The sequence below is a fragment of the Amycolatopsis sp. cmx-11-51 genome (genome assembly GCF_047608665.1).
Lineage (GTDB): Bacteria > Actinomycetota > Actinomycetes > Mycobacteriales > Pseudonocardiaceae > Amycolatopsis.
Genome location: NZ_JADNQO010000010.1, coordinates 94,462 through 116,428, shown reverse-complemented (window position 1 = coordinate 116,428; position 21,967 = coordinate 94,462). Strand labels below are relative to the sequence as shown.

The following is a 21,967-nucleotide window of genomic DNA, read 5'->3' as shown; positions in this document are numbered from 1 at the left end:
TCTATACCTTTGCCGGATCTTGCGCCAAGATCTTCCGCATGAAGCTGAGATCGATCACCAAACGCATGCTCGTTCTCGGGCTGCTGACGGTTCTCGGGACCACCGGGGCTACGTCAGCGGCCACCGCCGAACCCGCGCAGGTACCCACGGACGTGAACGCGACCGGGCTGCCACGCGGCGGCTGGGAACCGGTCGGCCCGAACAGCATCGGCGGGCTGCTGGCCGTTTCGCCCGCCGGGCTCGCGATGATGCAGCCCGGCCCGCCCGCGTTGTGGCTCTCCGGCGACCGCGGTGGCTCGTGGACCGCGCGTCGGGGACTGCCGGTGGACACCGCCATCCAGGGATTCTTCGCCGATCCGGTGAATCCCGACCGGATGCTCGCGGTGGGCAACAAACCCGGGCACCAGGTCGGCGAGTGGCGCGGCCTGCTGCTGCGCACCACCGACCGCGGCGAGACCTGGGAGACCCTGCGCGAGTGGTATCCCGACGGCGCGTTCGGCATGGCGACGGACCCCACCGGCCGGGTCGTCGTGGTACAGAACCTCGATTCGCTGAGCGTCAGCACCGACGGCGGAGACCACTGGAACGACGTGCCGAGGACCTGGCCGCGTGAGGGGGTCGCCGCACCGGTCGGCGGGCTCAAACTCACCCTCGTCGGCGACGACGCCTACTTCACGACGGTCTACCCGGAGTACTCGCTGTGGGCGGTCCGCGGGGTCAGCGGCAAGGAGCCGCGGGCCGAACTCGTCTACCGGACCAACGACGAGGTCGGGCAGGTCGCGTCGGATGGCAAGCGGTTCGTGGTCACGGTCGGCCCCGAGCTGCACGGCTCCACCGACGGCGGGAAGACCTGGACGGTCCTGCGCCGCGAACCCGGCGGACAGCCTCTGCGCGAACCGCACTTCGTCGGCGGCCGCCTGTATATCGCGACGTATAACGACATGGACGTCAGCGCGGACTTCGGCCGCACCTGGACCCGGAAACCGGTGCCCGCGCCGGGCGAAGGCGTCAGCGACATGATCGAACTCCCCGCCGGGGCGGGCAAACCCGCCACCACGCTGATCTCCTCGCTGTACCGAGGGGTGTACGCGGACGGCGGCAAGAGCGGCTACCAGCAGATCGGTGTGCCCGGCGAATCCATTCGCGACCTGGTGACCAGCGGGAACCTCCTGCGCGAGAGCGTCGTCGCGGCCGGCGTGCAGGAGATCTACAACACCCCGCTTCCGCGTGGCAAGGTCGCCGCGGCGGACCGGGTGTGGCAGTCGCACCCCACCGACAGGTTGCACGAGGACGCGCGTCTGTCCGTCTCGCCCGCCCGTCCGGACGTCGTCTGGCAGGTCACCCGCAACGGCTTCTCGCTCGACGTGCTCCGCAGCGGTGACGGCGGCCGCACCTGGCAGTTCGCGGCGAAGGCGAAGGAAGGCCTCCCCAGGACGATCTTCGCCCACCCGGCCGCTCCCGACAGGCTTTTCGTCTCGGCCTTCGCTCCCAGCGGCTATGTGCTCTATCGCAGTGACAACGCCGGGAAGACCTGGGAGAAGCTCGCAGGCGACAACGGGTTCATCGCGTTCGCCGGTGACCCGTGGAACGCGAACCGGGTCTGGGGCGGGGATTCCCACGGTCTGTCCCGGTCCGACGACGGCGGCAGGACCTGGACCCACGTCTCCGACGAGCCGGTCAGTTCGATCTCGGTGAGCCACCGGGGCCGCGTCCTGGCAGGCGGTGCCGGTCTGCTGCTCAGCGAGGACAACGGCCGGACGTTCCGGCGGGTCCGCGACGGCGAGGATCCCCGTGAGATCAGCCGGATCCTGCCGCATCCGTTCGACTTCAGGGTGTGGTTCGCGAGCAGCGCGACCGGAGGAGGCGTGCTGCGCAGCACGGACTTCGGCCGCACCTGGTCGCCGGTGCCCGGCGCGTTGCCCGACGCCAGGGTGCTCTCGATGACGATCAGCGCGGACGGCCGGTATCTGTTCGCGGGCACCGCGCAGTCCGGCGCGTACCGCCTGACGCTGTACTGAGCCCAAGGCGCTTCGTGGTCGGCGAAAGTTCCGGCCACGAAGCGTTTACTCGGTCCGTCGCCGGATGTCAGAGTCGAGGACATGGCCATCGACGTCCCCGCCCTCCGGCGCCACTTCCCGTCCCTCTCCAGCGGAATCGCCTTCTTCGACGGACCCGCGGGCACTCAGACACCCCGGCCCGTCGCCGACGCCATCGCCGACACGCTGGCCGGTCCGTTGTCGAACCGGGGCACGGTCAGCCCGTCCGAGCTCAACGCCGAGAACGCTGTCGCGGGTTTCCGCGCGGCCTACGCCGACTTCCTCAACGTGCCGTCCGAAGGCGTCGTCCACGGCCGTAGCGCCACCCAGTTGACGTATGACTTTTCGCGGCACCTGGCCAAAAGCTGGCGCGAGGGTGACGAGATCGTCGTCAGCCGCCTCGACCACGACGCGAACGTCCGGCCCTGGATCCAGGTCGCCGAACGGGCCGGGCTGACCGTCCGCTGGATCGACATCGACCCCGAGACCACCGAACTCGACCTCGATTCGGTCGTCCTCACCGAGAGGACGAGGCTGGTCGCGGTCACGGCGGCCTCGAACGTCCTCGGCACCAAGCCGCCGATCCGCCGGATCGCCGATCTCGTCCACGACGCCGGAGCGCTGCTGTTCGTCGACGGCGTGCATTTCGCCGCCCACGATCCGGTGGACGTTCCCGCGCTGGGAGCGGACTTCTTCGTCTGCTCGCCGTACAAGTTCCTCGGCCCGCACTGCGGGGTGCTCGGCGCGTCGCCCGACCTCCTCGAAACCGTCGAACCGGACAAGCTCATGCCGTCGTCCGACGCCGTGCCCGAACGCTTCGAATTCGGCACCTTGCCCTATGAGATCCTCGCGGGCGCGACGGCCGCCGTGGACTTCCTCGCCGCCCTCGACCCGGGAGCGGGCGGATCGCGGCGGGACCGGTTGACGAACTCGCTGAATTCCTTGCACGACCATGAAATCACGCTGCGTACCAGGCTGGAGGAAGGACTGGGGGACGCCGTCACCGTCCACTGCAAGGCGGCCGACCGGACCCCGACCGTCCTGATGAGCCTCGGCGGACGCGAGCGCGAAGCGCAACGGCATCTCGCCGAACGGAAGATCGTCGCCCCGGCGGGGTCTTTCTACGCCTACGAAGTCTTCGCGGCCCTGAAGCTGGAGGATCCGGCGCTCCGGGTCGGGCTCGCGCCGTACACCAGCGCCGAGGACGTCGAGAGGTTGCTGGACGGGCTGTCGACGTTCGTTCGGTGAGGGGCCCGCCGCGTGTCGTCCGGCTGGACACGCGTGTCGTCCATCCAGTCACCTGTGTCGTCCCTTCAATCACGCGAACCGCCCGAAAGCAGGTATTTGAGACACGGTTGGCTCTGACCCGAATCGCGGTTTGGGTCCGGTCACAAGACTCGTTCGCCTGATCTTGTGATCGGCCCCATGGACGTACGGTGACCGGGCCGACACCCTGGGAAGGGAACGTCGCGGGCAACGGGGCCCGGACGGACCAGAACGGTGGCCACCATGGGAAGACTTCGCACACGGACACTGATCGCCGGGATGGTCGTGCTCGCGACCGTGGGCATCACGCCCGCCGCGACGGCCACGACCGGGATCGCGGACCGATGGAGCGAACCGGGTCCCTTCGCGGTGACCGTCGAAGCCCTCGACAGCACACACACCGTGTACCGGCCGACGCGGCTGGAGAGGCACCCGGTGATCCTGTGGGGCAACGGAACCGGCGCGAACCCGAAGATCTACGGCGGTCTGTTGCGTCATCTGGCCTCACACGGTTTCGTGGTCGCGGCGGCCGACACACCGAACGCGGGCTCAGGCAAGGAAATGCTGGCCGGAGCCACGACCCTGATCGCCGAGAACTCCCGTCCCGGCAGCCGCTATGAAGGGAAGATCGACACCGCCCACATCGGTGCGACCGGCCATTCCCAAGGTGGCGGCGGGGCGATCGCCGCCGGCGCGGATCCCCGCGTCACCACCACGATCCCGATCGAGCCGGGGCCGCAGGGCTCTGTCACGGCTTTGAAGGGGCCCTCGTTCTTCCTCGGCGGCCAGTTCGACACCATCGTCATTCCCGCGCTGCTGGTCATTCCGCGGTACCGCCTCGCGGACCAGGTGCCCGCGATCTACGGCGAACTCGCCGGCGCGACCCACTTCACGCCCGTCGGTGACGGTGGCGGGTTCCGCGGCGCGATCACGGCGTGGTTCCGGTTCTGGCTGTCCGGTGACGAGCGAGCCCGCGCGGAGTTCTTCGGTGCGTCCTGCGGATTGTGCCGGGACGGGGCCTGGTCCGGTGTCCAGCGCAACGCGAAGGCCCTGGCCGTTCCGGCGGCTTGATCGCCGGATCTTGTCGGTGGGCCGGGCTAGGGTCTTCCTCCAGCAGCCTGATCAGGAGGGACACCCCGTCATGACCACTCTCGACAACCGGCCGAACACCGCGCTCTTGGTCGTCGACGTCCAGAACGGCGTCGTCGACGATGGCCACGAGCGCGACGCGGTGGTCGCGAACATCGGCGCTCTCGTCGGCAGGGCGCGGCAGGAAGACGTCCCGGTCGTATGGGTGCAGCATTCCGACGAGGAACTCGTGCGAGAAAGCGAAGAATGGCGCATCGTCGGCGAGTTGACCCCGGCCGACACCGAGCCGGTCGTCCACAAGTCCTATGGAGACTCCTTCGAGGACACCGATCTGGAGAAAACGCTGGCGGAGCGCGGTGTCGGGCGTCTCGTGATCGTCGGGGCGGAGACCGACGTCTGTATCCGCTCGACACTGCACGGCGCCATGGTCCGCGGGTACGACGCGACACTGGTCGGCGACGCGCACACGACCGTGGACAAATCGGCTTGGGGCGCGCCGGCACCGGAGCAGGTCATCGCGCATACGAACCTGTACTGGCGTTATCAGGTCGCGCCGGGCCGGAAGGGAGGGACGGTCGAGACCGAGAACGTCGATTTCAGCGGCTGAGCCGCCTCACGGCAAGCCGGACCAGCGTGCGATCAGCAGGCCGGCGTCTCCGGTGAAGTCGCTGTCGCAGTGGGACTTCGCCGCTTGGAGTACGCGCCGGGTGGTTTCCGGTGGCACGCGTCCGGCGTTGGCGGCCAGACAGGTGGCGAACGCGAACCGTTCGCCGTCGGTGTCACGCGCGCCCGAGAGACCTTCGGTGTGCAGGACCAGGAGATCTCCCGGCCGCAGCCGGGCGGTCGCGATCCGGCCGGGCGGCCCCGCGCCGAACGGTGGGCGTCGACCACCGTCCAATGTGGTCTGTACGTGCTCGCCGCCGAGTACGAACGGCGGTTCCCCTCCCGCTTCGAGGTAGCGGAGCCCGCCGCCGGTGAGGTCAAGCTCGGCCAGCGCGCCGCGGACTGCGGCGTGGTCGCCGAACTGTGTCGACAGCGCTTTGTCGACAGCGGCTTCCTGGTCGCGCAGATCCAGGCCCTCGCGACGAGCGGACCGGTAGGCCGCGAGCGCGGCCGAGACCACCAGGTCCGGGGACGCGGTGTCCCGGCCGGCGTCGAAGATCGCCAGCCACGCCTTCGTTTCGGAAAGGGCGTAGTCGAAGGTGACGCCGCGAACGTCGTAGGTGGGCTCGATGCCGCCCGCGACCACGATGGTGTGTGTCGCGGCGGTCGACGGGGGCAGGTTCCGCCAAAGCAGCTCCGCGGCGGGGTTGCGCCGACGTTGGCGCCGCAGCATGTCGAGACCGTCGCCGTACCTCGTCGCGGCGGCGATCAGACGGCCGGACAGCGACGCGAGCCACTGGCACTGGGTTCGCAGGGCGGGGTCGTGGAGGTCGGCGTCCGTACCTGCTGCGACCTCGAGTACGCCCATGCGCTCGTCGCCGTCCAGCAGCGTGGCCCACAACCGTGGTCCCTCCGGCTCCTCGCCCAGCAAGGTGCCGGCGTGCCGGTACGCCCGGCCCGCGGTACTGGTCTCGATGGCCAGAGGTACCCGGTCGGATGCCGATCCGCCGGGGGCCGGGACCAGTTGCCGCTGGTCGTGGTCGACGAGGTAGACGGCGATCTCGAGGCTCAGCGCCCGGCCTGCCGAGGCGATGAGCCCGGGCAGTCTCTCCGGCGAGGCACGGCGGGCACCGTCGAGGAGACTCACCAGCGCGGCCAAGGGTCCGCGAGGGCGGGTGTCCTCGCCGGTCCCACGGCTGTACGGTGCCCTTCGCTCGCCGTCGGCCTCCTCGGCCTCGTCGGCCTCCTCGGCCGCGTCGACCTCGTCGAGCCGCTCGTTGACCGCGTGCGCCACCATGTCCCGCTGGATTCGGGGCAAGGGGGATTGGCCCTGCAGGAACTTCTCCAGCTCCACCTCGTTGACGTCACCGCCCAGTGCGAAATATCTCAGCCACAGCTGTTCCAAGGTGAGTCCGGTCCGCGCGAAACACGCCGCGACGATCCTGCGCTGCTCCTCGGCCTGGAGCGAGGCCACGGTGATCACCCCCGGGAACTCGACGTTATGGCTTACGAGTACCAACCGTCACCCGGTGCGAAACATGAGTCGGCTTTCGAAATGCGCCCGTTCGACGAGGGGTCGGTTACGCCAGGTGGCGGAACGGTCCATCGACGGCGTGACCGGAGGGGCGATCCGCGGCGGGTCGAACGTGGGTCGCGGTAGGCGGGGTGAGCGCATTCGGCTAAGGTCGGCTTCCGAAAGCGGTTCTGAGCGTTGAGAAGTTAGCGCCGATCCGCCGGTAACCGGGTTGGTTGCGGCGGTTGATGGTGCGCGCTCGGCGCCGGTTCCCGCCGGTGACTCCCCGTGGTGCATCACGCCGATGTGCAGAAGTGGGAGAGGCGGGCTTTGGCCGATGAAATCGATTGGCAGCAGGACAAGAACCGATTCGTCGAGGATGTCGGCGACGGCGAACTGCCGGTGACCTCGGAAAACGGCGCTCGGCTCATCGCCGGGCCACTGGTTACCCAGTTCGTGTCCCTGACCAGGGCGTTGCTGGATTCCGGCTCGGTCGCGGCGGTACTGGAACGGGTGGTCTTCGCGACTCGTGACCTGGTTCCGGGTGCGGATCTGGTGAGCGTCACCCTCCTCGATCCGGACGGCGGGTTCCACACGCCGGTGCGGACCGACGAGATCGCCGGTGAACTGGACCAGCTGCAGTACCAGTACGGCGAGGGTGCCTGCGTCGAAGCGGCGCGGGTTTCAGGACCGGCGGCGGCCTTCAGCGACAACCTCGCCGAAGACGCCCGCTGGCCGCGGTTCGGGCCCGCCGCCGCGGCGCTCGGTTTCCACTCGCTGGTCTCGACGGCCTTGTTGCCGGGAGCGTCGAGTTCGCAGCTCTCGGGCGCGCTGAACGTCTACTCGCGACGTCCGCACGGCATCGCCAAGGCGGACCGGGACGTGTTGTTGCTGCTGGCGACACACGCGTCGCTGGCGCTGGCGACCACGCACGCGGTCACGCGCGGTCAACTCCAGGAGGAACAGCTCCAGCAGGCGCTGGACAGCAGGGACGCGATCGGGCAGGCCAAGGGCATCCTGATGGCGCGGCGCGGGATCGACGCGGCGGAGGCGTTCGAGGTCCTGCGGCACACGTCACAGAACATGAACATCAAACTCCGGGAACTGGCGGAGATGCTGTCCAAGCGGCATACGGAACTGCATCTGCCCGACTGAGCGGGCGGGCGCCGCTACCATCGCGATCATGGGTTTCGGCGAACTGGAGTTGTCGCGGACGTTCGACTGGCGTGGCCGTTCGGTGGCGTGGGAACGCCTCGGCGAAGGCGCCCCGGTGGTGCTGTGCCATGGGACACCGTGGTCGGCGCAGCTGTGGGCGCCGTTCGCCCGGGCGCTCAGCAAGGAGTTCGCCGTCCATGTCTGGGACATGCCGGGGTACGGCCGTTCGTCGAAGGAACCTGGTCACGCCGTCGATCTCGGGACACAGGGCGAGCTTTTCGCCGACCTGCTCGGGCATTGGGGGCTGACGGCCCCGCACGTGATCGCGCACGACTACGGCGGGGCCGTTTCACTGCGCGCGAAGCTGCTGCACGGTGCCGAATACGCCTCGCTCGCCTTGGTGGACGTCGTCGCGCTGCGGCCGTGGGGTTCGGAATTCTTCCGGCTCGTCGCGGAAAACGCCGAGGTCTTCCAGGCGCAACCCCCGGCGGTGCACCGAGGCGCGCTGGAGTCCTACATCGGGACGGCCTCTCATCGTGGTCTCACCGGTACGCAATTGGACACGCTGACCGGGCCTTGGCTGGACGCGGAGGGGCAACGCGCCTTCTACCGGCAGATCGCCGAGGCGGACGTCCGGTACACCGACGAGATCCAGGATCGCTATCCCGAACTCGCGTTGCCGGTGAAGGTGATCTGGGGCGCGGACGACACGTGGATCCCAGTGGACAGGGCGGAACGACTCGCGGACGCGATTCCCGGTGCCCTCCTGGACGTGATTCCGGACGCCGGGCACCTGATCCAGTACGACGCTCCGGTCGAACTGGCTTTTTCCCTGCATCAGTGGCTCACCGCGGAAGTGGACCGGTGGGGACCCGGGTCAAGATCGACATCGCGTTCTTGAAATACGCGATATACGGCGACATAAGCGTTCGAAAGCAGTCCGCCGTCGACGATCCGAAATCACGCGGAACCCAATGTCCGACGGTGTACCGAAAGGACGACCCCGCCGCGCGGTTGCTGTCACAACCGTAGGGTGGGAACTTGCTGTCGGTCGCCGCGGAGGCGACAGGGCGACCAAGACTAAAGCGGCGATCGCTGCTGTCGTGAATTCACCGGGCGGGTGAAACGAGAACGCGTGCGGTGAACCGCCTCCCCTTTGCTCTAGCGGCGCCGGTATTGCGCCGGAGAGGTGATCGTCGCCCGGTCCTCATAGGACCCTGGTTTGCCGCGGTCGACGTGGAACGTCGTCAGGGTGCTCACCGGCGAACGCGGGTCGCGCCTGTCCCCGATCACTCGCATGTGCGTGCTCCAGCGGCGCGGGGTGACCTCGTAGACGTCGTAGCCGTACCGGTCGCCCTCGAAGTATTTGAGGTGCGGGTTCGCCGCACCCATCTTCGGCCCGTTCGTGGCGTTCCACTCGGGGGAGTAGGCGCCGGAGGAGACCGAATGCGCGGTGAACTCCGTGCCGATCACCGGGGTGGCCGGATCCGCGAAGTCCGGTCGGATGTCGTCGACGAACGCGGAATGCCAGTCGCCGGTGATCACCACGAGGTCTTCGAGGCCGCTCTGGGCCACGTGGGTCAGCACCTCCTTGCGTTCGGCGAGGAAGCCGTCCCATTGGTCGGTGAACAGGTAACCGCCGCCACCCGGCTTCGCGAGCTGGCTCAGCATGATCGAGTTCACCCAGCAGTGCCACGCCTCGCCGGCGCCGGTCACCTGGTCCTTGAGCCATGCCTTCTGGTCCGCGCCGAGGATCGTGCCGTTAGGCAGGTTCTGCGCCGACCGGTACTGGCGGAGGTCCAAAATGGACAGGTCGAGCAGGTCGCCCCAGCGGCGCTGCCGGTGGATCCTCGGCGTCTCAGGGTGGTCGGGCCGCACCGGCATGTGCTCGTACCAGGCCTGATACGCCGCCGACCGCCGCGCCCGCAGCGCAGGGGTGGTGCCGCTGTAGTCGTTGACGACCTCGTGGTCGTCCCAGGTGATGAACCAGGGGTGGGCCGCGTGAGCGTCCCGCAGCGACGGGTCGGATTTGTAAAGCGCGTGCCGCCGCCGGTACGCGGGCAGGGTCAGCACCTCGGGGCCTTCGTGGTCGCGCAGCGGGTTGCCGCCGACCTGCCCGTGCTCGTAGACATAGTCACCGAGGTGGACGACGAAATCGAGGTCCTCCCGTGCGATCCCGGCGTGCGCCGCGTAGAACCCGTCGTGGAACGCCTGGCAGTTCGCCGACGCGAACCGCACTCGCCGGACCGGCCCGACCGGGGCGGTGCGGGTGCGCCCGGTCCGGCTGACCTTGCCGAGCGCGTGGAAGCGGTAGAAGTACTGCTCGCCCGGCTCGAGCCCGGCCACCGGCACGTGCACACTGTGCCCGAGCCCGGCGGTGGCCGCCGCCGTCCCGCGCGCCACGCGGCGGCGGAACCCGTGGTCGGTGGCGACCTCCCAGCCGACATCGACGGTGTCCGGCAACGGCTGTTCGAACTCCATCGGCTTCGGCGCGAGCCTGGTCCAGAGCGCGACGCCGTGCGGGACCGGGTCACCGGACGCGACGCCGAGGGTGAACGGCGCCTCGTCCCAGCTCGCCCCCAGCGCCGCCGCGGCCTCTTCCGCCTGCGCGACGGTCATCCGCGAGCTCAACGGCCAGGCCAGTCCCAGCGCACCGGCGGTGGCGGCGCCTCGTAACAGGTCCCGGCGGTTGACGGACATCGGTGGTCTCCCTGGTTGGGTGGTGGGTCGCTCCACGACACCGAACACGCCCAAGATGGCCGGGGGTGAACGTGCGGGAAAACTCTTGCCGGTGGTTCAGACGGTGATGACGACCTTGCCGCGCACGTGACCCTCGCTCGCGTAGCGGATGGCTACGGGGACGTCGGCCAGGGAGTAGGCCCGGTCGATGACCGGCGTCAGTTTCTTCTCCTCGATGAGCGCGCGCAGGGTCTCGAGATCTTCGCGATTCTCCGTCGAGAACAGGCCTCGCAGCTTGTGCTTCACGAACGGCCCGAGAACCAGCGCCCGCAGGTTGCGTCCCACCGGGCCGATCCATTTCCCTTCGCCTTCACCGCCGACGATCACGAGGGTTCCTTGTGGGGTAAGGCATTTCCGTAGTGAGGTCAGCGACCGGTTGCCCGCGGTGTCGAGGATGACGTCGTAGCCGCCAGCGAAATCTTCGTGGGTGTAATCGAAGACGGTACTCGCGCCGAGCGAGCGGACCAGGTCCACTTTGCCGGGGCTGCACACGCCGTCGACCTCCGCGCCGAACGCCTTGGCGATCTGCACCGCGTAGGTGCCGACGCCGCCACCCGCCCCGATGACGAGGACCTTCTGCCGGGGCCTGACCCCGCCTTTGTCCCGAAGTGCTTGCAGTGCCGTGAAAGCGGAGATCGGGATCGCGGCGGCTTCCTCGAAACCGATTCGTCCGGGTTTCCGCGTGATTTTGTCCACTGTGGTCAGCGCGTACTCGGCGAAGGAACCTTGGCAGGTGCCGAAAACTTCGTCGCCGGGCTGGAACTCCGTCACGTTTTCGCCGACCGTGTGCACGACCCCGGCGAAGTCCAACCCGCGCACGCGTGCCTTCGGTCTGCGGACCCCGAATCCCATCAGCCGTACGAGGTACGGCGTCCCTTCCATGAGATGCCAGACACCGGGATCGACGCCGGCCGCACGCACCTGGACGACCACGCCGTCCGGCCCCGCTTCGGGTTCCGGCAGGTCTGTCAGCCGGAGAACATCTGTCGTGCCGTACTCGTTCTGGACGATCGCCTTCACGGCGGCCTCTTTTCTAATCCGGATATTGGAAGACGTCGTCGAGTCCGACGCCGAACACCCTGGCGATCTGGAAGGCCATCTCCAAAGACGGCGAGTAGCGCCCTTGTTCGATGGCGATGACCGTCTGGCGCGTGACGCCGATCCGGTCCGCGAGTTGCGCCTGCGTCATTTCGTCGGCGGCGAAGCGCAGGGCGCGAATCGAGTTCGTGACCTTGGTCGGTTTCACCATTTCTGGAATCCCCAGCGGTACGCGGCGACCTTCGCGATCGAACCGAGCAGGGATGAGAGGACGAAGGCGAGGTACACCGTGTTGGCGATCCAGAAGTGGTCCAGTTCGGCCATCGCCATGACGAGCGCCGCGACACCGCCGATCACGACGAACGACTGCCCGACGTGCTCGCCGAACCGGCCGATCTCACGATCGCGCTGATCTTTGCGGCCCGCGTCCTCCGGTGAGACCAGTGACGCGGCGATGTGCAGCACGATCGAGGCCACGATGGCCGCCCCGACCGTCCACAGCAACGGTGCCACGTAAGGGACTTCGACCAGCGCGCCGGATGCCCGGCCGAGGACGACGATCAGGTAGACCGCGTAGGCGCAAACCGTGACCACGAGCATGATCCACGCGCGCTTCTCTTCCAATGCCACGCTGCCCAACGTAAAGAGTTCCAGACACCATGTCAAATATTTTTTACTTGGGTGCGGGGCGCGGACTTCGGGCAGGAGAGGAGTGCCGCCCGGTCGGGTGTTAACGATCCGTTGTCCGGCCGCGACTCTTCTCGGTCCCGCCATCTCAGACTGGAGTCCCGGATGACCAAAACCGACGGCCGGATCGCCCTGTTGCTGGCGGCCGGAGTGCTCGGCCTCGCCGGGTGCGGCGCCCCGAACCCGCGGCCAGGGGCGCCGGCGACCGTCACCGAGACCTCCGTGAGCGTGCGGGCGCCCGCCGAGGCGAGTGCTCCCACGTCGGCGGCCGCTCGACTCGTCACTGTCCCGGATGTCTCCGGGATGAACCATCAGGCCGCGCAGGACACGATGCAGGCGGCCGGGTTGTACAACCTGCGCGAGGTCGATGGGAGCGGCAAGGGGCGGATGCTCGTCATGGACCGGAACTGGGTCCAGACCGGGCAGGATCCCGCGCCGGGGACGAAGGTGGCCGCGGACGCGGTGATCACGCTGACCGCCGTCAAAATCGGCGAAAAGTGAGTTTCACGCCTTGACGGTGAGCATCTCTCCGAGCGTCGCCCGGTGCGTCGGCTTCGCCTCTTCGTAGCGGCGGCGGCCTTCGTCGGTCACGACGACGAAGATCCCGCGCCGGTCCGCCTCGCAGAGTGCGCGCTGGACCAGTCCCTCGCGCTCGAGGCGGGCGACGAGCCGTGACGTGGCGCTCTGGCTCAGGTGGACCACCTCGGTCAGGTCGGCCGCGCGGCATTTGCCGACGACACAGTTCACCAGTCGGTCCAGGGCTTCGAACTCGGTGACGCCGAGGCCGTGACGCTCCTGCAGCCGGCACTCGAGCCTGCCGAAGACCGCCGCGTGCCGGGCGGACAGGTCGTGCCACTCCTGCAACAGGTCTTGCTCAGCGTCGTCGCTCACGCGGCCCAAGATAGCATGCGCGTGAATTTTATGCAAAGACATTAAATGTTGTTGCATTAGATGCGTGTGCATGTACTGTACGGCTCATGAGTTCTTCCGTGCAGCTGTCCACCAGCTCGACAAGGTGGGACGCGCGCCTCTGGGGTGTCCTGCTCACTGTGTCCGTCGTCGTGGGCCTCGACGCGCTCGACGTGTCGATGGTCGCCGTCGCCCTCCCGTCCATCCAGGCCGAACTCGGCCTCTCCACCAGTGCCCTGCAGTGGATCATCAGCGCCTACGTGCTCGGCTACGGCGGCCTGCTCCTCCTCGGCGGGCGCACCGCCGACCTGCTCGGCAGGCGCCGGGTCTTCCTCGTCGCCGTCGCGGTCTTCGCGCTCGCTTCCCTCCTCGGCGGCCTCGTCGACGACGGCGCGCTGCTGATCGCCACTCGCTTCATCAAGGGCCTCGCGGCCGCGTTCACCGCACCGGCTGCCCTGTCCATCATCACCACGACCTTCCACGAAGGGCCCGCCCGCAACCGGGCGATCAGCATCTTCGCCGTGTTCGGCGCCAGCGGTTACTCCGCAGGCCTCGTCTTCTCGGGTCTGCTGACCGAGGTGGGCTGGCGCTGGACGTTCCTGCTGCCGGTGCCGATCGCGCTCGCCGCGTTGGTCGCCGCCGTCAAGCTGATCCCGTCCTACCAGCCGCAGACCGGTGGCGGCTATGACTTCCCGGGCGCGATCACCGGTGCCGCCGGTTCGCTTCTGCTGGTCTTCGCCGTGGTCGAGGCACCGGAGATCGGCTGGGCCTCGACGCGCACACTGATCTCGTTCGCCCTCGCGCTCGCGTTGCTCGCCACCTTCGTGTTCATCGAGAAGCGCAGCAAACACCCTTTGCTCCGCCTCGGCATCCTGCGCTCGGGTCCGCTGGCCCGTGCCAACCTCGGCGGCGCGACGTTCTTCGGCGCCTACATCGGGTTCCAGTTCGTGGTCATGCTGTACCTGCAGACCGTGCTGGGCTGGTCCGCGCTGCAGACCGCGCTCGGATTCCTGCCGGCCGCGGTGATCGTGGCCTTCGGTTCACCGAGAGTCGAGCCGCTGATCGACCGGCTCGGCACATCGCGCACCATCCTCGCGGGCGTCATCGCCCACGTCATCGGATACGCGCTGTTCCTGCGGATCGACGAGAGCTCCAGCTATGTCGGTTCGGTGCTGCCGAGCATGATCCTGCTGGGTGTCGGCTTCATGCTGGCGTTCTCCTCGCTGAACATCCAGGCGACCAACGGCATCTCCGACGACGAGCAGGGTCTCGCCGGCGGTCTGCTGAACACGTCGATCCAGGTCGGCGGTGCGATCGGCCTCGCCGTGGTGACCGCGGTCCTGACCGGCAACGCGGGTGGCGCCACCGGCCCGGCCGCGCTGCTGAACGGCTTGGTGCCCGCGCTGACCGTCGTCACCGGCATCGCGGTGATCAGCGTCCTGGTGGCGCTGTCCGGAGTGGTCGGCCTGCGCAAGGCCGAAGCCCGCTCCGCTGTGGCGGAGACGGAGTTCGCCGCGGCCGAATGACCCGGGGGTGAGTGGCCCCTTCCCGCGTTCGGGGGCGGGAAGGGGCTCATCCCTGCCAGCGGATCGGCAGGGATTTCAGCCCGTTCTGGAAGTTCGACCGCAACCGCACCGGCTCCCCGGCGAGCGAAACCTCGCCGAGCAGATCGAGGACCGCTTCGAACATCGCCCGCAGCTGCACCCTGGCGAGCTGGGCGCCGAGGCAGAAATGCGGGCCGTGCCCGAAGGTCAAGTGATCGTTGGGCGTCCGGCCGACGTCGAAGCGATCCGGGTCCTCGAACACGGACTCGTCGCGATTCGCCGCCGAGAACCAGACGACGACCTTGTCGCCCGCCCGGATGTCCACATCGGACAGAGTGACGTCCTCGGTCGCGGTCCGGCGGAAGTGCATGACCGGCGTCCACCAGCGCAACATCTCTTCCACCGCACCGGGAAGCAGCGATCGGTCGGCCAGCAGCCGCCGGTACTGATCCGGATGCGACAGCAAGGCCAGCATCCCGCCGGGGATGCCGTTACGCAACGTTTCGTTACCCGCCACGGAAAACAGCCAGAACAGGTTCTCGAACTCCGCGATCGAGACACGCCCGGCCGCATCGTCGACGTGACCCATGAGGTTGCTCATCACGTCGTCGCCGGGATGCCGGCGTTTGTACTCGCCGAGCGCGGTGGCGTACGCGTAGAGGTCCGGCATCCCGGCGCGCGTGCGCGGATCGGGCATCGCGCCGTCCGGTCCCGGAACCGGCCGCACGGCCAGCGCCGCCCGCGCGAGATCGGTGACCTCGTCCGCCTCGACGGTCGCGCTCACCGCGTAGTCGGCGTCCTGGTAGCCGATCACGCGATTGCTCCAGTCGTACATCAGCCGCCGGTCCTGTTCGGGAATCCCGAAGACCTCGGCGAGCGTGAGCAGCGGGAGATCGGCGGCGACGGCGGCGAAGTCACATCGGCCGTCCGCCGCGACCTCGGTGATCAGATCCCTTGCCCAGCGGTGGATCCGCTCGGTCAGCCTGCCGATGGCGCGCGGGGTGAACGCCTTGGTGAGCAGGCCGCGCAGCCGGGCGTGCTCGGGCGGATCCATGTTGAGCATCATCCGGCGGACGTAACCGAGGTCCTGTTCGGTGGCCGGGTCCCGGATCTGCGTCCCGCCGAGGCGCGACGAGAACAGTTTCGGGTTCTTCAGCACGTGCTTGATGTCCGAATGCCCCAGTACGGCCCAGAAATCTTCCACCCGCATGACCGGCGACTCCCGGCGCAGCGCGGCGAGATGCTCGTACGGCACGCCCCGGGTGAACGTGTCCGGATCGGTGATCACGGCTCCGAACACTAGCCCGCGAACGGGGGACTGGGGAAAGATCCGTCCGGTGGACAAGCTGAAGATGCGCACAGCCGGAACCGAAGGCCCCGCCGTGGTGCTGCTGCACGGCCTCGGCGCGACGGGCGCGGTCTGGGACGGCCTCATGGCACAGCCGGGATATCGCTGGCTGGCACCCGACCTGCCAGGGCACGGGGGATCGGCCCGGTTGCCGCACTACTCGTTCGGCGGTCTGGCCGCGGCGGTCGCCGACGCGCTCCCGGAACGCGGGCCGGTGCTGGTGATCGGCCATTCCCTGGGCGGCGTGGTCGGGCTGGCGTTGGCCAGCGGCTGGTTCGGGGTGAAGGTCGCCGGGCTGTTCACGGTCGGTGTCAAGGTCGAATGGAGCGAGGACGACCTCGCGAGGGCGGCCGCCATGGCGGCCAAGCCACCGAGGGTGTTCCCGGCCCGTGAGGACGCCGAACGCGGCTTCCTCAAGATCGCCGGTCTGGTCGGCCTCGCCGACGCGGATCCCGACGGCGTGACCGAAACCGAAGGCGGCTGGCGGCTGGCGCTCGACCCCCGCGCGTTCGGCGTCGGCGCGCCTGACATGCGCGGCCTGCTCGGCGCGGCGCGCTGCCCGGTCGTCCTCGCGGCCGGGGAGCACGACCCCATGAGCCGCCCCGAACAGCTTCGCGCCCTCAGTCCGCACTCGGTCGTACTCCGGGGACTCGGCCACAACGCCCACGTCGAAGACCCGTCCGCACTCCTGCCCTTCCCCCGGCAATTCGTCCTCTAGTTGCGGTAGTTCGGTGGCGAACTACCGCGACTAGAGGACTAAACGTGGGGAATCTTGCCCAGGACGGCGATGCCCTCGGCGATGTCACTCGCCGGGCTCGCCCCGTAGCCGAGGACGAGCCCCGGGTTCATCGGCCGCTGGCAGTGCCACGACAGCGGCTGCACTTTCACACCCTGCTCCAGCGCGGCGGCGGCGTAGTCGAGGTCGGAGAACTCGGCGTCGAAGGTGATCGTCAGATGCAGCCCGGCGGCCGCGCCGTGCACCACGGCGTCCGGGAGATGTGTCCGGAGCGCGTCGATCATCGCGTCCCGCCGCCGGCGGTGCCGTTTGCGCACGAAGCGCAGTTGCCGTTCCATCTCACCGGACTCCATCAGGTGCGCGAGCACCAGCTGCGGGAGGACGGCGTTGCCGAGGTCGGCGAACCGTTTGGCCGCGACCACCTCGTCCCGGTACCGCGGCGGCACCAGCATCCAGCCCACCCGCAGCGCGGGCGCGAGCCACTTCGACACGCTGCCCGCGTAACAGACCTGTTCGGCGAGCATCGAGCGCAGCGCGGGGACCGGCGGGCGGTCGTAGCGGTGCTCGGCGTCGTAGTCGTCCTCGATGATCAGCCCGCCGTTCGCGGCCCAGCGCATCAGTTCGCGACGGCGCTCCCCGCCGAGTACGACACCGGTCGGGAACTGGTGCGCGGGCGTCAGCAGCACGGCGGGCGCGCCGCTGCGGACCAGTTCGTCGACGTCGACGCCCTCGTCGTCGACGCGGATCGGCGGGGTCGCGAGCCGCCGGTCGTGCAGATGCTGCCGCGCGCCCAGCGAACTCGGGTCCTCGACCGCGATCTCGGAGATCCCGTTGTCGCACAGCACCTGGGCCAGCAACCCGAGGCCCTGCGCGACACCGGCGACGATCAGGACGTCGTCGGCGTCGGCGGTGATGCCGCGGGTACGCGCGATCCAGTGCGCGATGGCCAGCCGTAGCGCGGGCGCGCCCCGCGGGTCGCCGTAGCCGAAGGCCGCCGCCGAAAGGTCGTTGAGCACGGTGCGCTCGGCGCGGAGCCAAGCCGTCCTCGGGAAGGCCGTCAGATCCGGCACGCCGGGGGACAGGTCGATCTTCGCCGGGGTCGACCGCAGCGAGTCGAAGACCCCGATCCCGGGGGCGGGCCGGAAGATCGTGCCCGCCGACGGCGGCCCTGGCGTCGTTTGTTCCTTCGTCCTCGCCGGTGCCGCGACGACCACCGTGCCCGCACGGCCGCGTCCGGCGACGTGGCCGTCCTCGACCAACCGCTGGTAGGCCTCGGTGACCACGCCGCGGGAGACCCGGAGATCCGCGGCCAGCGCCCTGGTCGCGGGCAGCCTGCTGCCGACCGGCAGGCGGCCGTCGGAGATGGCGTGCCGCAACCGCGACGCCAGCCAGTCCGACCGGCGCCCCGGTGGTGCGTCCCCGATGTCCAGCTGCAGGAAGTCCGAGCCCTCGGCAGTCACCCGATCATTGTGTCATTCGGGTTCGTAGGCGAGGTTCGGGCGCAGCCATTGCTCCATAGTGGACAGTTCGAGACCTCGGCGGGCGGCGTAGTCCTCGACCTGGTCCTTGCCGAGCCGTCCGACGGTGAAGTACCGCGCATCGGGGTGGGCGAAGATCAGCCCGCTGACGCTCGCCGCCGGCGTCATCGCGAAGGACTCGGTCAGTGCCATCCCGAGGCGGTCGGAGTCGAGCAGATCGAACAGTTCCTGCTTCTCGCTGTGGTCCGGGCTCGCCGGGTAGCCGAGCGCGGGGCGGATACCGCGGAACCTTTCGGCGTGCAGGTCCTCCAGCTTCGGATCGGCGTCCGGTTCGAACCAGTCCCGCCGCGCCTTGAGGTGGATGTACTCCGCGAACGCCTCGGCGAGCCTGTCCGCGAGCGCCTTCACCATGATGGCGCGGTAGTCGTCCTGCTTCGCCTCGAACTCGGCGGCGAAGTCCTCGGCCCCGAGGATGGTGACCGCGAACCCGCCGAGGTGGTCGCCCGCACCCGACGGCGCGATGTAGTCGGACAGGCAGCGGTTCGGACGCTCCAGCGGTTTCTTGGTCTGCTGGCGCAGCATCGGGAACTTGATCCCCGACTCGAGGACGATGTCGTCACCTTCGGAGTGCGCCGGCCAGAACGCGTACGCGCCTTTGGCCTGGAACCGCTCCTCGGCGACGATCTGGTCCATCAGGGTGTTCGCGTCGTCGAACAGCTCCTGTGCGACCGGGTTCGAGAGGATCGCCGGGTACTTGCCCTTCAGCTCCCATGCCAGGAACAGGAAGGTCCAGTCGACCATCCCGCGAAGTTCGGTGAGCGTCGGCGAGACGTACCGGACGCCGGTGAACGCGGGCGTCGGGACCTCGTCGAAGGAGACGTTCTCCGGGTTGGCCCTGGCCTGCTCGACCGTCAGCAACGGGGTCCGCTGCTTGTTCGCGTGCTGGATTCTCAGCTGTTCCTGATCCTCGCGGTTCTTCTTGTCGAGGATTTCGGCGCGGTCCGCGTCGAGCAGGTCACCGACGACGCCGACGACGCGGGAAGCGTCGAGGACGTGCACGGTCGTGTTCTCGTACGCGGGCGCGATGCGGACCGCGGTGTGCTGGCGTGACGTGGTCGCGCCGCCGATCAGCAGCGGCAGTTTCAGCCCGCGCCGTTCCATTTCGGTGGCGACGTTGACCATTTCGTCCAGCGACGGCGTGATCAGGCCGGAAAGCCCGACTGCGTCGGCACCTTCGGAGACGGCGGTGTCCAGGATGACCGAAGCCTGGACCATCACGCCGAGGTCGATCACCTCGTAGTTGTTGCAGCCGAGGACGACGCCGACGATGTTCTTGCCGATGTCGTGCACGTCGCCCTTGACCGTCGCCAGGACGACCTTTCCGTTGCCCTGGCGGGTTTCGACCCGGCCTTCGAGGCGCGCCTTTTCTTTTTCGGCCTCCATGAACGGTTCGAGGTAGGCCACCGACCGCTTCATCACGCGCGCGCTCTTGACCACCTGCGGCAGGAACATCTTCCCGGCCCCGAACAGGTCGCCGACGATCTTCATGCCGTCCATAAGCGGACCCTCGATGACCTCGAGCGGCCTCGGCAGCTTCTGCCGTGCTTCCTCGGTGTCCTCTTCGATGTAGTCGACGATGCCGTGCACCAGCGCGTGGCTGAGGCGTGCTTCGACCGGGCCTTCGCGCCAGGACAGGTCGATGACGCGCTGTGTTCCCTTGCCATTGACCGTTTCCGCGAAGGTGACCAGCCTGTCGGTGGCGTCCTCACGACGGTCGAAGAGCACGTCCTCGACCAGTTTCAGCAAATCCTTGGGGATGTCCTCGTAGACCGCGAGCTGTCCGGCGTTGACGATGCCCATGTCCAGCCCCGCGCGCACCGCGTAGAGCAGGAACGCCGAGTGCATCGCCTCGCGGACGACGTTGTTGCCGCGGAAGGAGAACGAAAGGTTCGAGATACCGCCGCTGATGCGCACGCCGGGGCAGCGTTCCTTGATCCGCGGCAACGCGTCGATGAACGCCTTGGCATACCCGTTGTGCTCGGCGATACCGGTCGCGACGGCGAGCACGTTCGGGTCGAAGATGATGTCCTCGGCGAGGAAACCGGCCTTCTGCGTCAGCAGGTCGTAGGCACGGCCACAGATCGCGACCTTCCGGTCGGCGGTGTCGGCCTGGCCCTGCTCGTCGAAGGCCATCACGACCACGCCCGCGCCGTAGTCGCGGATGCGCCGGGCCTGCTGGAGGAACTGCTCCTCGCCTTCCTTGAGGCTGATGGAGTTGACGACCCCCTTGCCCTGCACGCACTTCAGCCCGGCTTCGAGGACCGTCCAGCGCGAGCTGTCGATCATGATCGGCAGCCGGGCGACCTCGGGTTCGGTGGCGATGAGGTTGAGGAAGGTGGTCATCGCTTTTTCGCTGTCGAGCAGGTCGGCGTCCATGTTGACGTCCAGCAGGTTCGCCCCGCCGCGGACCTGCTCCAGCGCGACGTCGACGGCGGCCTGGTGGTCGTCGGCTTCGATCAGCTTGCGGAACTTGGCGGACCCGGTGACATTGGTCCGCTCGCCGATCATGACGAACCCGGTGTCCTTGCCGATCTCGAACGGCTCGAGCCCGCTGAACCGGGTACTCGCCTTCGGAGCCGGGACGTGCCGCGGCGTCATCCCACGGACGGCGTCGGCGATCTTCTTGATGTGCGCGGGAGTCGTGCCGCAGCAGCCGCCGACGACGTTGACCATCCCGGACGTGGCGAAGTCGCCGAGCAGCCCGCCGGTCTCCTCGGGTGTCTCGTCGTACCCGCCGAACGCGTTCGGCAGGCCGGCGTTCGGGTGACAAGCGGTGTAGGTGCCCGCGAGACGGGACAGTTCGGCGACGTGCGGGCGCATTTGCTCGGCGCCGAGTGAACAGTTGACCCCGATCAGCAACGGCTCCGCGTGCTCGATGGCACTCCAGAACGCCTCGACCGTCTGCCCGGACAGTGTCCGTCCGCTCAGGTCGACGATCGTGACCGAGATCCACAGCGGCAGATGCGGCGCGACGTCGCGGGCGGCGGAGATCGCGGCCTTGCAGTTGAGGGTGTCGAAGATCGTCTCGATCAGCAGCAGATCGACGCCGCCTTCGGCGAGCGCCTTGATCTGGTCCGCGTACGCGGCGTAAACCTCGTCGAAGGTCACCGCGCGGAACGCCGGGTCCTCGACCTTGGGCGACAGCGACAGCGTGACGTTCAGCGGCCCGACCGACCCGGCGACGAACTTCCCGCCGGCGGCGTCCGCCGCCTCACGCGCGATCCGGGCGCCACGGAGGTTCATCTCGTACGCGAGATCCTCGAGCCCGTAGTCCGCCTGGCCGATGGTGGTGGCGGTGAACGTGTTCGTCGTCGTGATGTCCGCGCCGGCGTCGAGATACTGGCGGTGGATGTCGAGGATGACGTCCGGCCGGGTGATGTTCAGCAGGTCGGGATCGCCGGTGAGGTCGCGGGGGTGATCGTGGAACCGCTCAGTGCGGTAGTCCTCTGGCTTGAGGCCGGCGTTCTGGAGCATCGACCCCCACGCGCCGTCGAGCACGGCGATGCGCTCATCCAGCAGCTTTCGTAGGGCGGTCGTTTCCATCCAGAGCTCCTCCCATGTCGTGGGAGGCGCCCTTGCGGTGGTGTCCTGGGCCGAGCGTGGCGGACCCCGTGGTCCGTTGCAGCGCCTCTCGACCTTCGACGAGCTTACCGGACACACACAAGGGCACTTCGCCTGAATTGCTCAGCCGCGGGCCAGAGCGGGCAAGGGCTCCCGCACTGTGGGATCGGGTGTCGAGGGCTTGCTCCGAACCTCGACCCAGCGG

General features: G+C 68.6%; 18 protein-coding genes. 9 read left to right on the top strand and 9 right to left on the bottom strand.

Annotated features, from left to right (window positions below):
• Window positions 1-38: 38 nt before the first annotated feature.
• The 4 genes from ACM6LU_RS28310 (at window position 39) to ACM6LU_RS28295 (ending at window position 4,998) form a co-directional block, all read left to right on the top strand.
• Window positions 39-2,018, top strand: a complete 1,980-nt coding sequence (locus ACM6LU_RS28310; protein WP_414940822.1) for a WD40/YVTN/BNR-like repeat-containing protein — start codon at window positions 39-41, stop codon at window positions 2,016-2,018.
• 81 nt (window positions 2,019-2,099) lie between these two features.
• On the top strand, window positions 2,100-3,284 hold the full coding sequence (locus tag ACM6LU_RS28305; protein WP_414940821.1) for a cysteine desulfurase-like protein: 1,185 nt from the start codon (window positions 2,100-2,102) through the stop codon (window positions 3,282-3,284).
• A 261-nt stretch (window positions 3,285-3,545) separates the two neighbouring features.
• The gene (locus ACM6LU_RS28300; protein WP_414940820.1) at window positions 3,546-4,373 is read left to right on the top strand and encodes a chlorophyllase/cutinase-like alpha/beta fold protein; all 828 of its coding nucleotides are present in this window, start codon (window positions 3,546-3,548) and stop codon (window positions 4,371-4,373) included.
• Between the two features lie 70 nt (window positions 4,374-4,443).
• On the top strand, window positions 4,444-4,998 hold the full coding sequence (locus ACM6LU_RS28295; protein WP_414940819.1) for a cysteine hydrolase family protein: 555 nt from the start codon (window positions 4,444-4,446) through the stop codon (window positions 4,996-4,998).
• 6 nt (window positions 4,999-5,004) lie between these two features.
• On the opposite strand, the gene ACM6LU_RS28290 is transcribed toward ACM6LU_RS28295, so the two are convergent.
• On the bottom strand, window positions 5,005-6,468 hold the full coding sequence (locus tag ACM6LU_RS28290) for a PP2C family protein-serine/threonine phosphatase (RefSeq protein ID WP_414940818.1): 1,464 nt from the start codon (window positions 6,466-6,468) through the stop codon (window positions 5,005-5,007).
• Between the two features lie 369 nt (window positions 6,469-6,837).
• Here ACM6LU_RS28290 and ACM6LU_RS28285 point away from each other — a divergent pair, with 369 nt between their 5' ends.
• Both ACM6LU_RS28285 and ACM6LU_RS28280 read left to right on the top strand, forming a co-directional pair.
• Window positions 6,838-7,662 carry a GAF and ANTAR domain-containing protein gene (locus tag ACM6LU_RS28285; protein ID WP_414940816.1) on the top strand — a complete coding sequence of 275 codons (825 nt, stop codon included), beginning with the start codon at window positions 6,838-6,840 and terminating at the stop codon, window positions 7,660-7,662.
• A gap of 28 nt (window positions 7,663-7,690) precedes the next feature.
• On the top strand, window positions 7,691-8,563 hold the full coding sequence (locus ACM6LU_RS28280; RefSeq protein WP_414940815.1) for an alpha/beta fold hydrolase: 873 nt from the start codon (window positions 7,691-7,693) through the stop codon (window positions 8,561-8,563).
• 260 nt (window positions 8,564-8,823) lie between these two features.
• Here the strand turns inward: ACM6LU_RS28280 and ACM6LU_RS28275 are convergent, their stop codons facing one another.
• From ACM6LU_RS28275 to ACM6LU_RS28260, 4 genes are all read right to left on the bottom strand, one after another.
• Window positions 8,824-10,362, bottom strand: a complete 1,539-nt coding sequence (locus ACM6LU_RS28275; RefSeq protein ID WP_414940814.1) for an alkaline phosphatase D family protein — start codon at window positions 10,360-10,362, stop codon at window positions 8,824-8,826.
• A gap of 96 nt (window positions 10,363-10,458) precedes the next feature.
• Window positions 10,459-11,421 carry an NAD(P)-dependent alcohol dehydrogenase gene (locus ACM6LU_RS28270; RefSeq protein ID WP_414940813.1) on the bottom strand — a complete coding sequence of 321 codons (963 nt, stop codon included), beginning with the start codon at window positions 11,419-11,421 and terminating at the stop codon, window positions 10,459-10,461.
• A gap of 13 nt (window positions 11,422-11,434) precedes the next feature.
• Complete coding sequence (locus tag ACM6LU_RS28265; RefSeq protein ID WP_414940812.1) at window positions 11,435-11,650, bottom strand: helix-turn-helix transcriptional regulator; 216 nt, start codon at window positions 11,648-11,650, stop codon at window positions 11,435-11,437.
• Window positions 11,644-12,069, bottom strand: a complete 426-nt coding sequence (locus ACM6LU_RS28260) for a hypothetical protein (protein ID WP_414940810.1) — start codon at window positions 12,067-12,069, stop codon at window positions 11,644-11,646. Before ACM6LU_RS28260 ends, ACM6LU_RS28265 begins: the two co-directional genes overlap by 7 nt.
• Window positions 12,070-12,231: 162 nt before the next feature.
• On the opposite strand from ACM6LU_RS28260, the gene ACM6LU_RS28255 reads away from it, so the two are divergent.
• The gene (locus ACM6LU_RS28255; RefSeq protein WP_414940808.1) at window positions 12,232-12,627 is read left to right on the top strand and encodes a PASTA domain-containing protein; all 396 of its coding nucleotides are present in this window, start codon (window positions 12,232-12,234) and stop codon (window positions 12,625-12,627) included.
• A 3-nt stretch (window positions 12,628-12,630) separates the two neighbouring features.
• On the opposite strand, the gene ACM6LU_RS28250 is transcribed toward ACM6LU_RS28255, so the two are convergent.
• Window positions 12,631-13,017 carry a MarR family winged helix-turn-helix transcriptional regulator gene (locus tag ACM6LU_RS28250; RefSeq protein WP_414940807.1) on the bottom strand — a complete coding sequence of 129 codons (387 nt, stop codon included), beginning with the start codon at window positions 13,015-13,017 and terminating at the stop codon, window positions 12,631-12,633.
• An 86-nt stretch (window positions 13,018-13,103) separates the two neighbouring features.
• Between ACM6LU_RS28250 and ACM6LU_RS28245 the strand changes: the two genes are divergently transcribed.
• Window positions 13,104-14,561, top strand: coding sequence for an MFS transporter (locus ACM6LU_RS28245; protein ID WP_414940806.1), 1,458 nt, complete (start codon window positions 13,104-13,106; stop codon window positions 14,559-14,561).
• 46 nt (window positions 14,562-14,607) lie between these two features.
• Here the strand turns inward: ACM6LU_RS28245 and ACM6LU_RS28240 are convergent, their stop codons facing one another.
• Window positions 14,608-15,867 (bottom strand): cytochrome P450, encoded by a 1,260-nt coding sequence (locus tag ACM6LU_RS28240; RefSeq protein WP_414940804.1) that lies wholly within the window; start codon window positions 15,865-15,867, stop codon window positions 14,608-14,610.
• A gap of 49 nt (window positions 15,868-15,916) precedes the next feature.
• Between ACM6LU_RS28240 and ACM6LU_RS28235 the strand changes: the two genes are divergently transcribed.
• Window positions 15,917-16,645 carry an alpha/beta fold hydrolase gene (locus tag ACM6LU_RS28235; protein WP_414940801.1) on the top strand — a complete coding sequence of 243 codons (729 nt, stop codon included), beginning with the start codon at window positions 15,917-15,919 and terminating at the stop codon, window positions 16,643-16,645.
• A gap of 38 nt (window positions 16,646-16,683) precedes the next feature.
• On the opposite strand, the gene ACM6LU_RS28230 is transcribed toward ACM6LU_RS28235, so the two are convergent.
• Window positions 16,684-18,123, bottom strand: a complete 1,440-nt coding sequence (locus ACM6LU_RS28230) for a PLP-dependent aminotransferase family protein (RefSeq protein ID WP_414940799.1) — start codon at window positions 18,121-18,123, stop codon at window positions 16,684-16,686.
• A gap of 12 nt (window positions 18,124-18,135) precedes the next feature.
• Entirely contained in the window at window positions 18,136-21,744 is a 3,609-nt protein-coding gene (gene metH, locus ACM6LU_RS28225) for a methionine synthase (protein WP_414940797.1), read from the bottom strand.
• Between the last annotated feature and the right edge of the window lie 223 nt (window positions 21,745-21,967).

What these genes read in the sequence shown, in the direction of transcription:
- metH (WP_414940797.1), bottom strand. Translation starts at nt 21,744, where the DNA reads ATGGAAACGACCGCCCTACGAAAGCTGCTGGATGAGCGCATCGCCGTG.
- ACM6LU_RS28310 (WP_414940822.1), top strand. Translation starts at nt 39, where the DNA reads ATGAAGCTGAGATCGATCACCAAACGCATGCTCGTTCTCGGGCTGCTG.
- ACM6LU_RS28280 (WP_414940815.1), top strand. Translation starts at nt 7,691, where the DNA reads ATGGGTTTCGGCGAACTGGAGTTGTCGCGGACGTTCGACTGGCGTGGC.
- ACM6LU_RS28245 (WP_414940806.1), top strand. Translation starts at nt 13,104, where the DNA reads ATGAGTTCTTCCGTGCAGCTGTCCACCAGCTCGACAAGGTGGGACGCG.
- ACM6LU_RS28305 (WP_414940821.1), top strand. Translation starts at nt 2,100, where the DNA reads ATGGCCATCGACGTCCCCGCCCTCCGGCGCCACTTCCCGTCCCTCTCC.
- ACM6LU_RS28255 (WP_414940808.1), top strand. Translation starts at nt 12,232, where the DNA reads ATGACCAAAACCGACGGCCGGATCGCCCTGTTGCTGGCGGCCGGAGTG.
- ACM6LU_RS28295 (WP_414940819.1), top strand. Translation starts at nt 4,444, where the DNA reads ATGACCACTCTCGACAACCGGCCGAACACCGCGCTCTTGGTCGTCGAC.
- ACM6LU_RS28275 (WP_414940814.1), bottom strand. Translation starts at nt 10,362, where the DNA reads ATGTCCGTCAACCGCCGGGACCTGTTACGAGGCGCCGCCACCGCCGGT.
- ACM6LU_RS28300 (WP_414940820.1), top strand. Translation starts at nt 3,546, where the DNA reads ATGGGAAGACTTCGCACACGGACACTGATCGCCGGGATGGTCGTGCTC.
- ACM6LU_RS28265 (WP_414940812.1), bottom strand. Translation starts at nt 11,650, where the DNA reads ATGGTGAAACCGACCAAGGTCACGAACTCGATTCGCGCCCTGCGCTTC.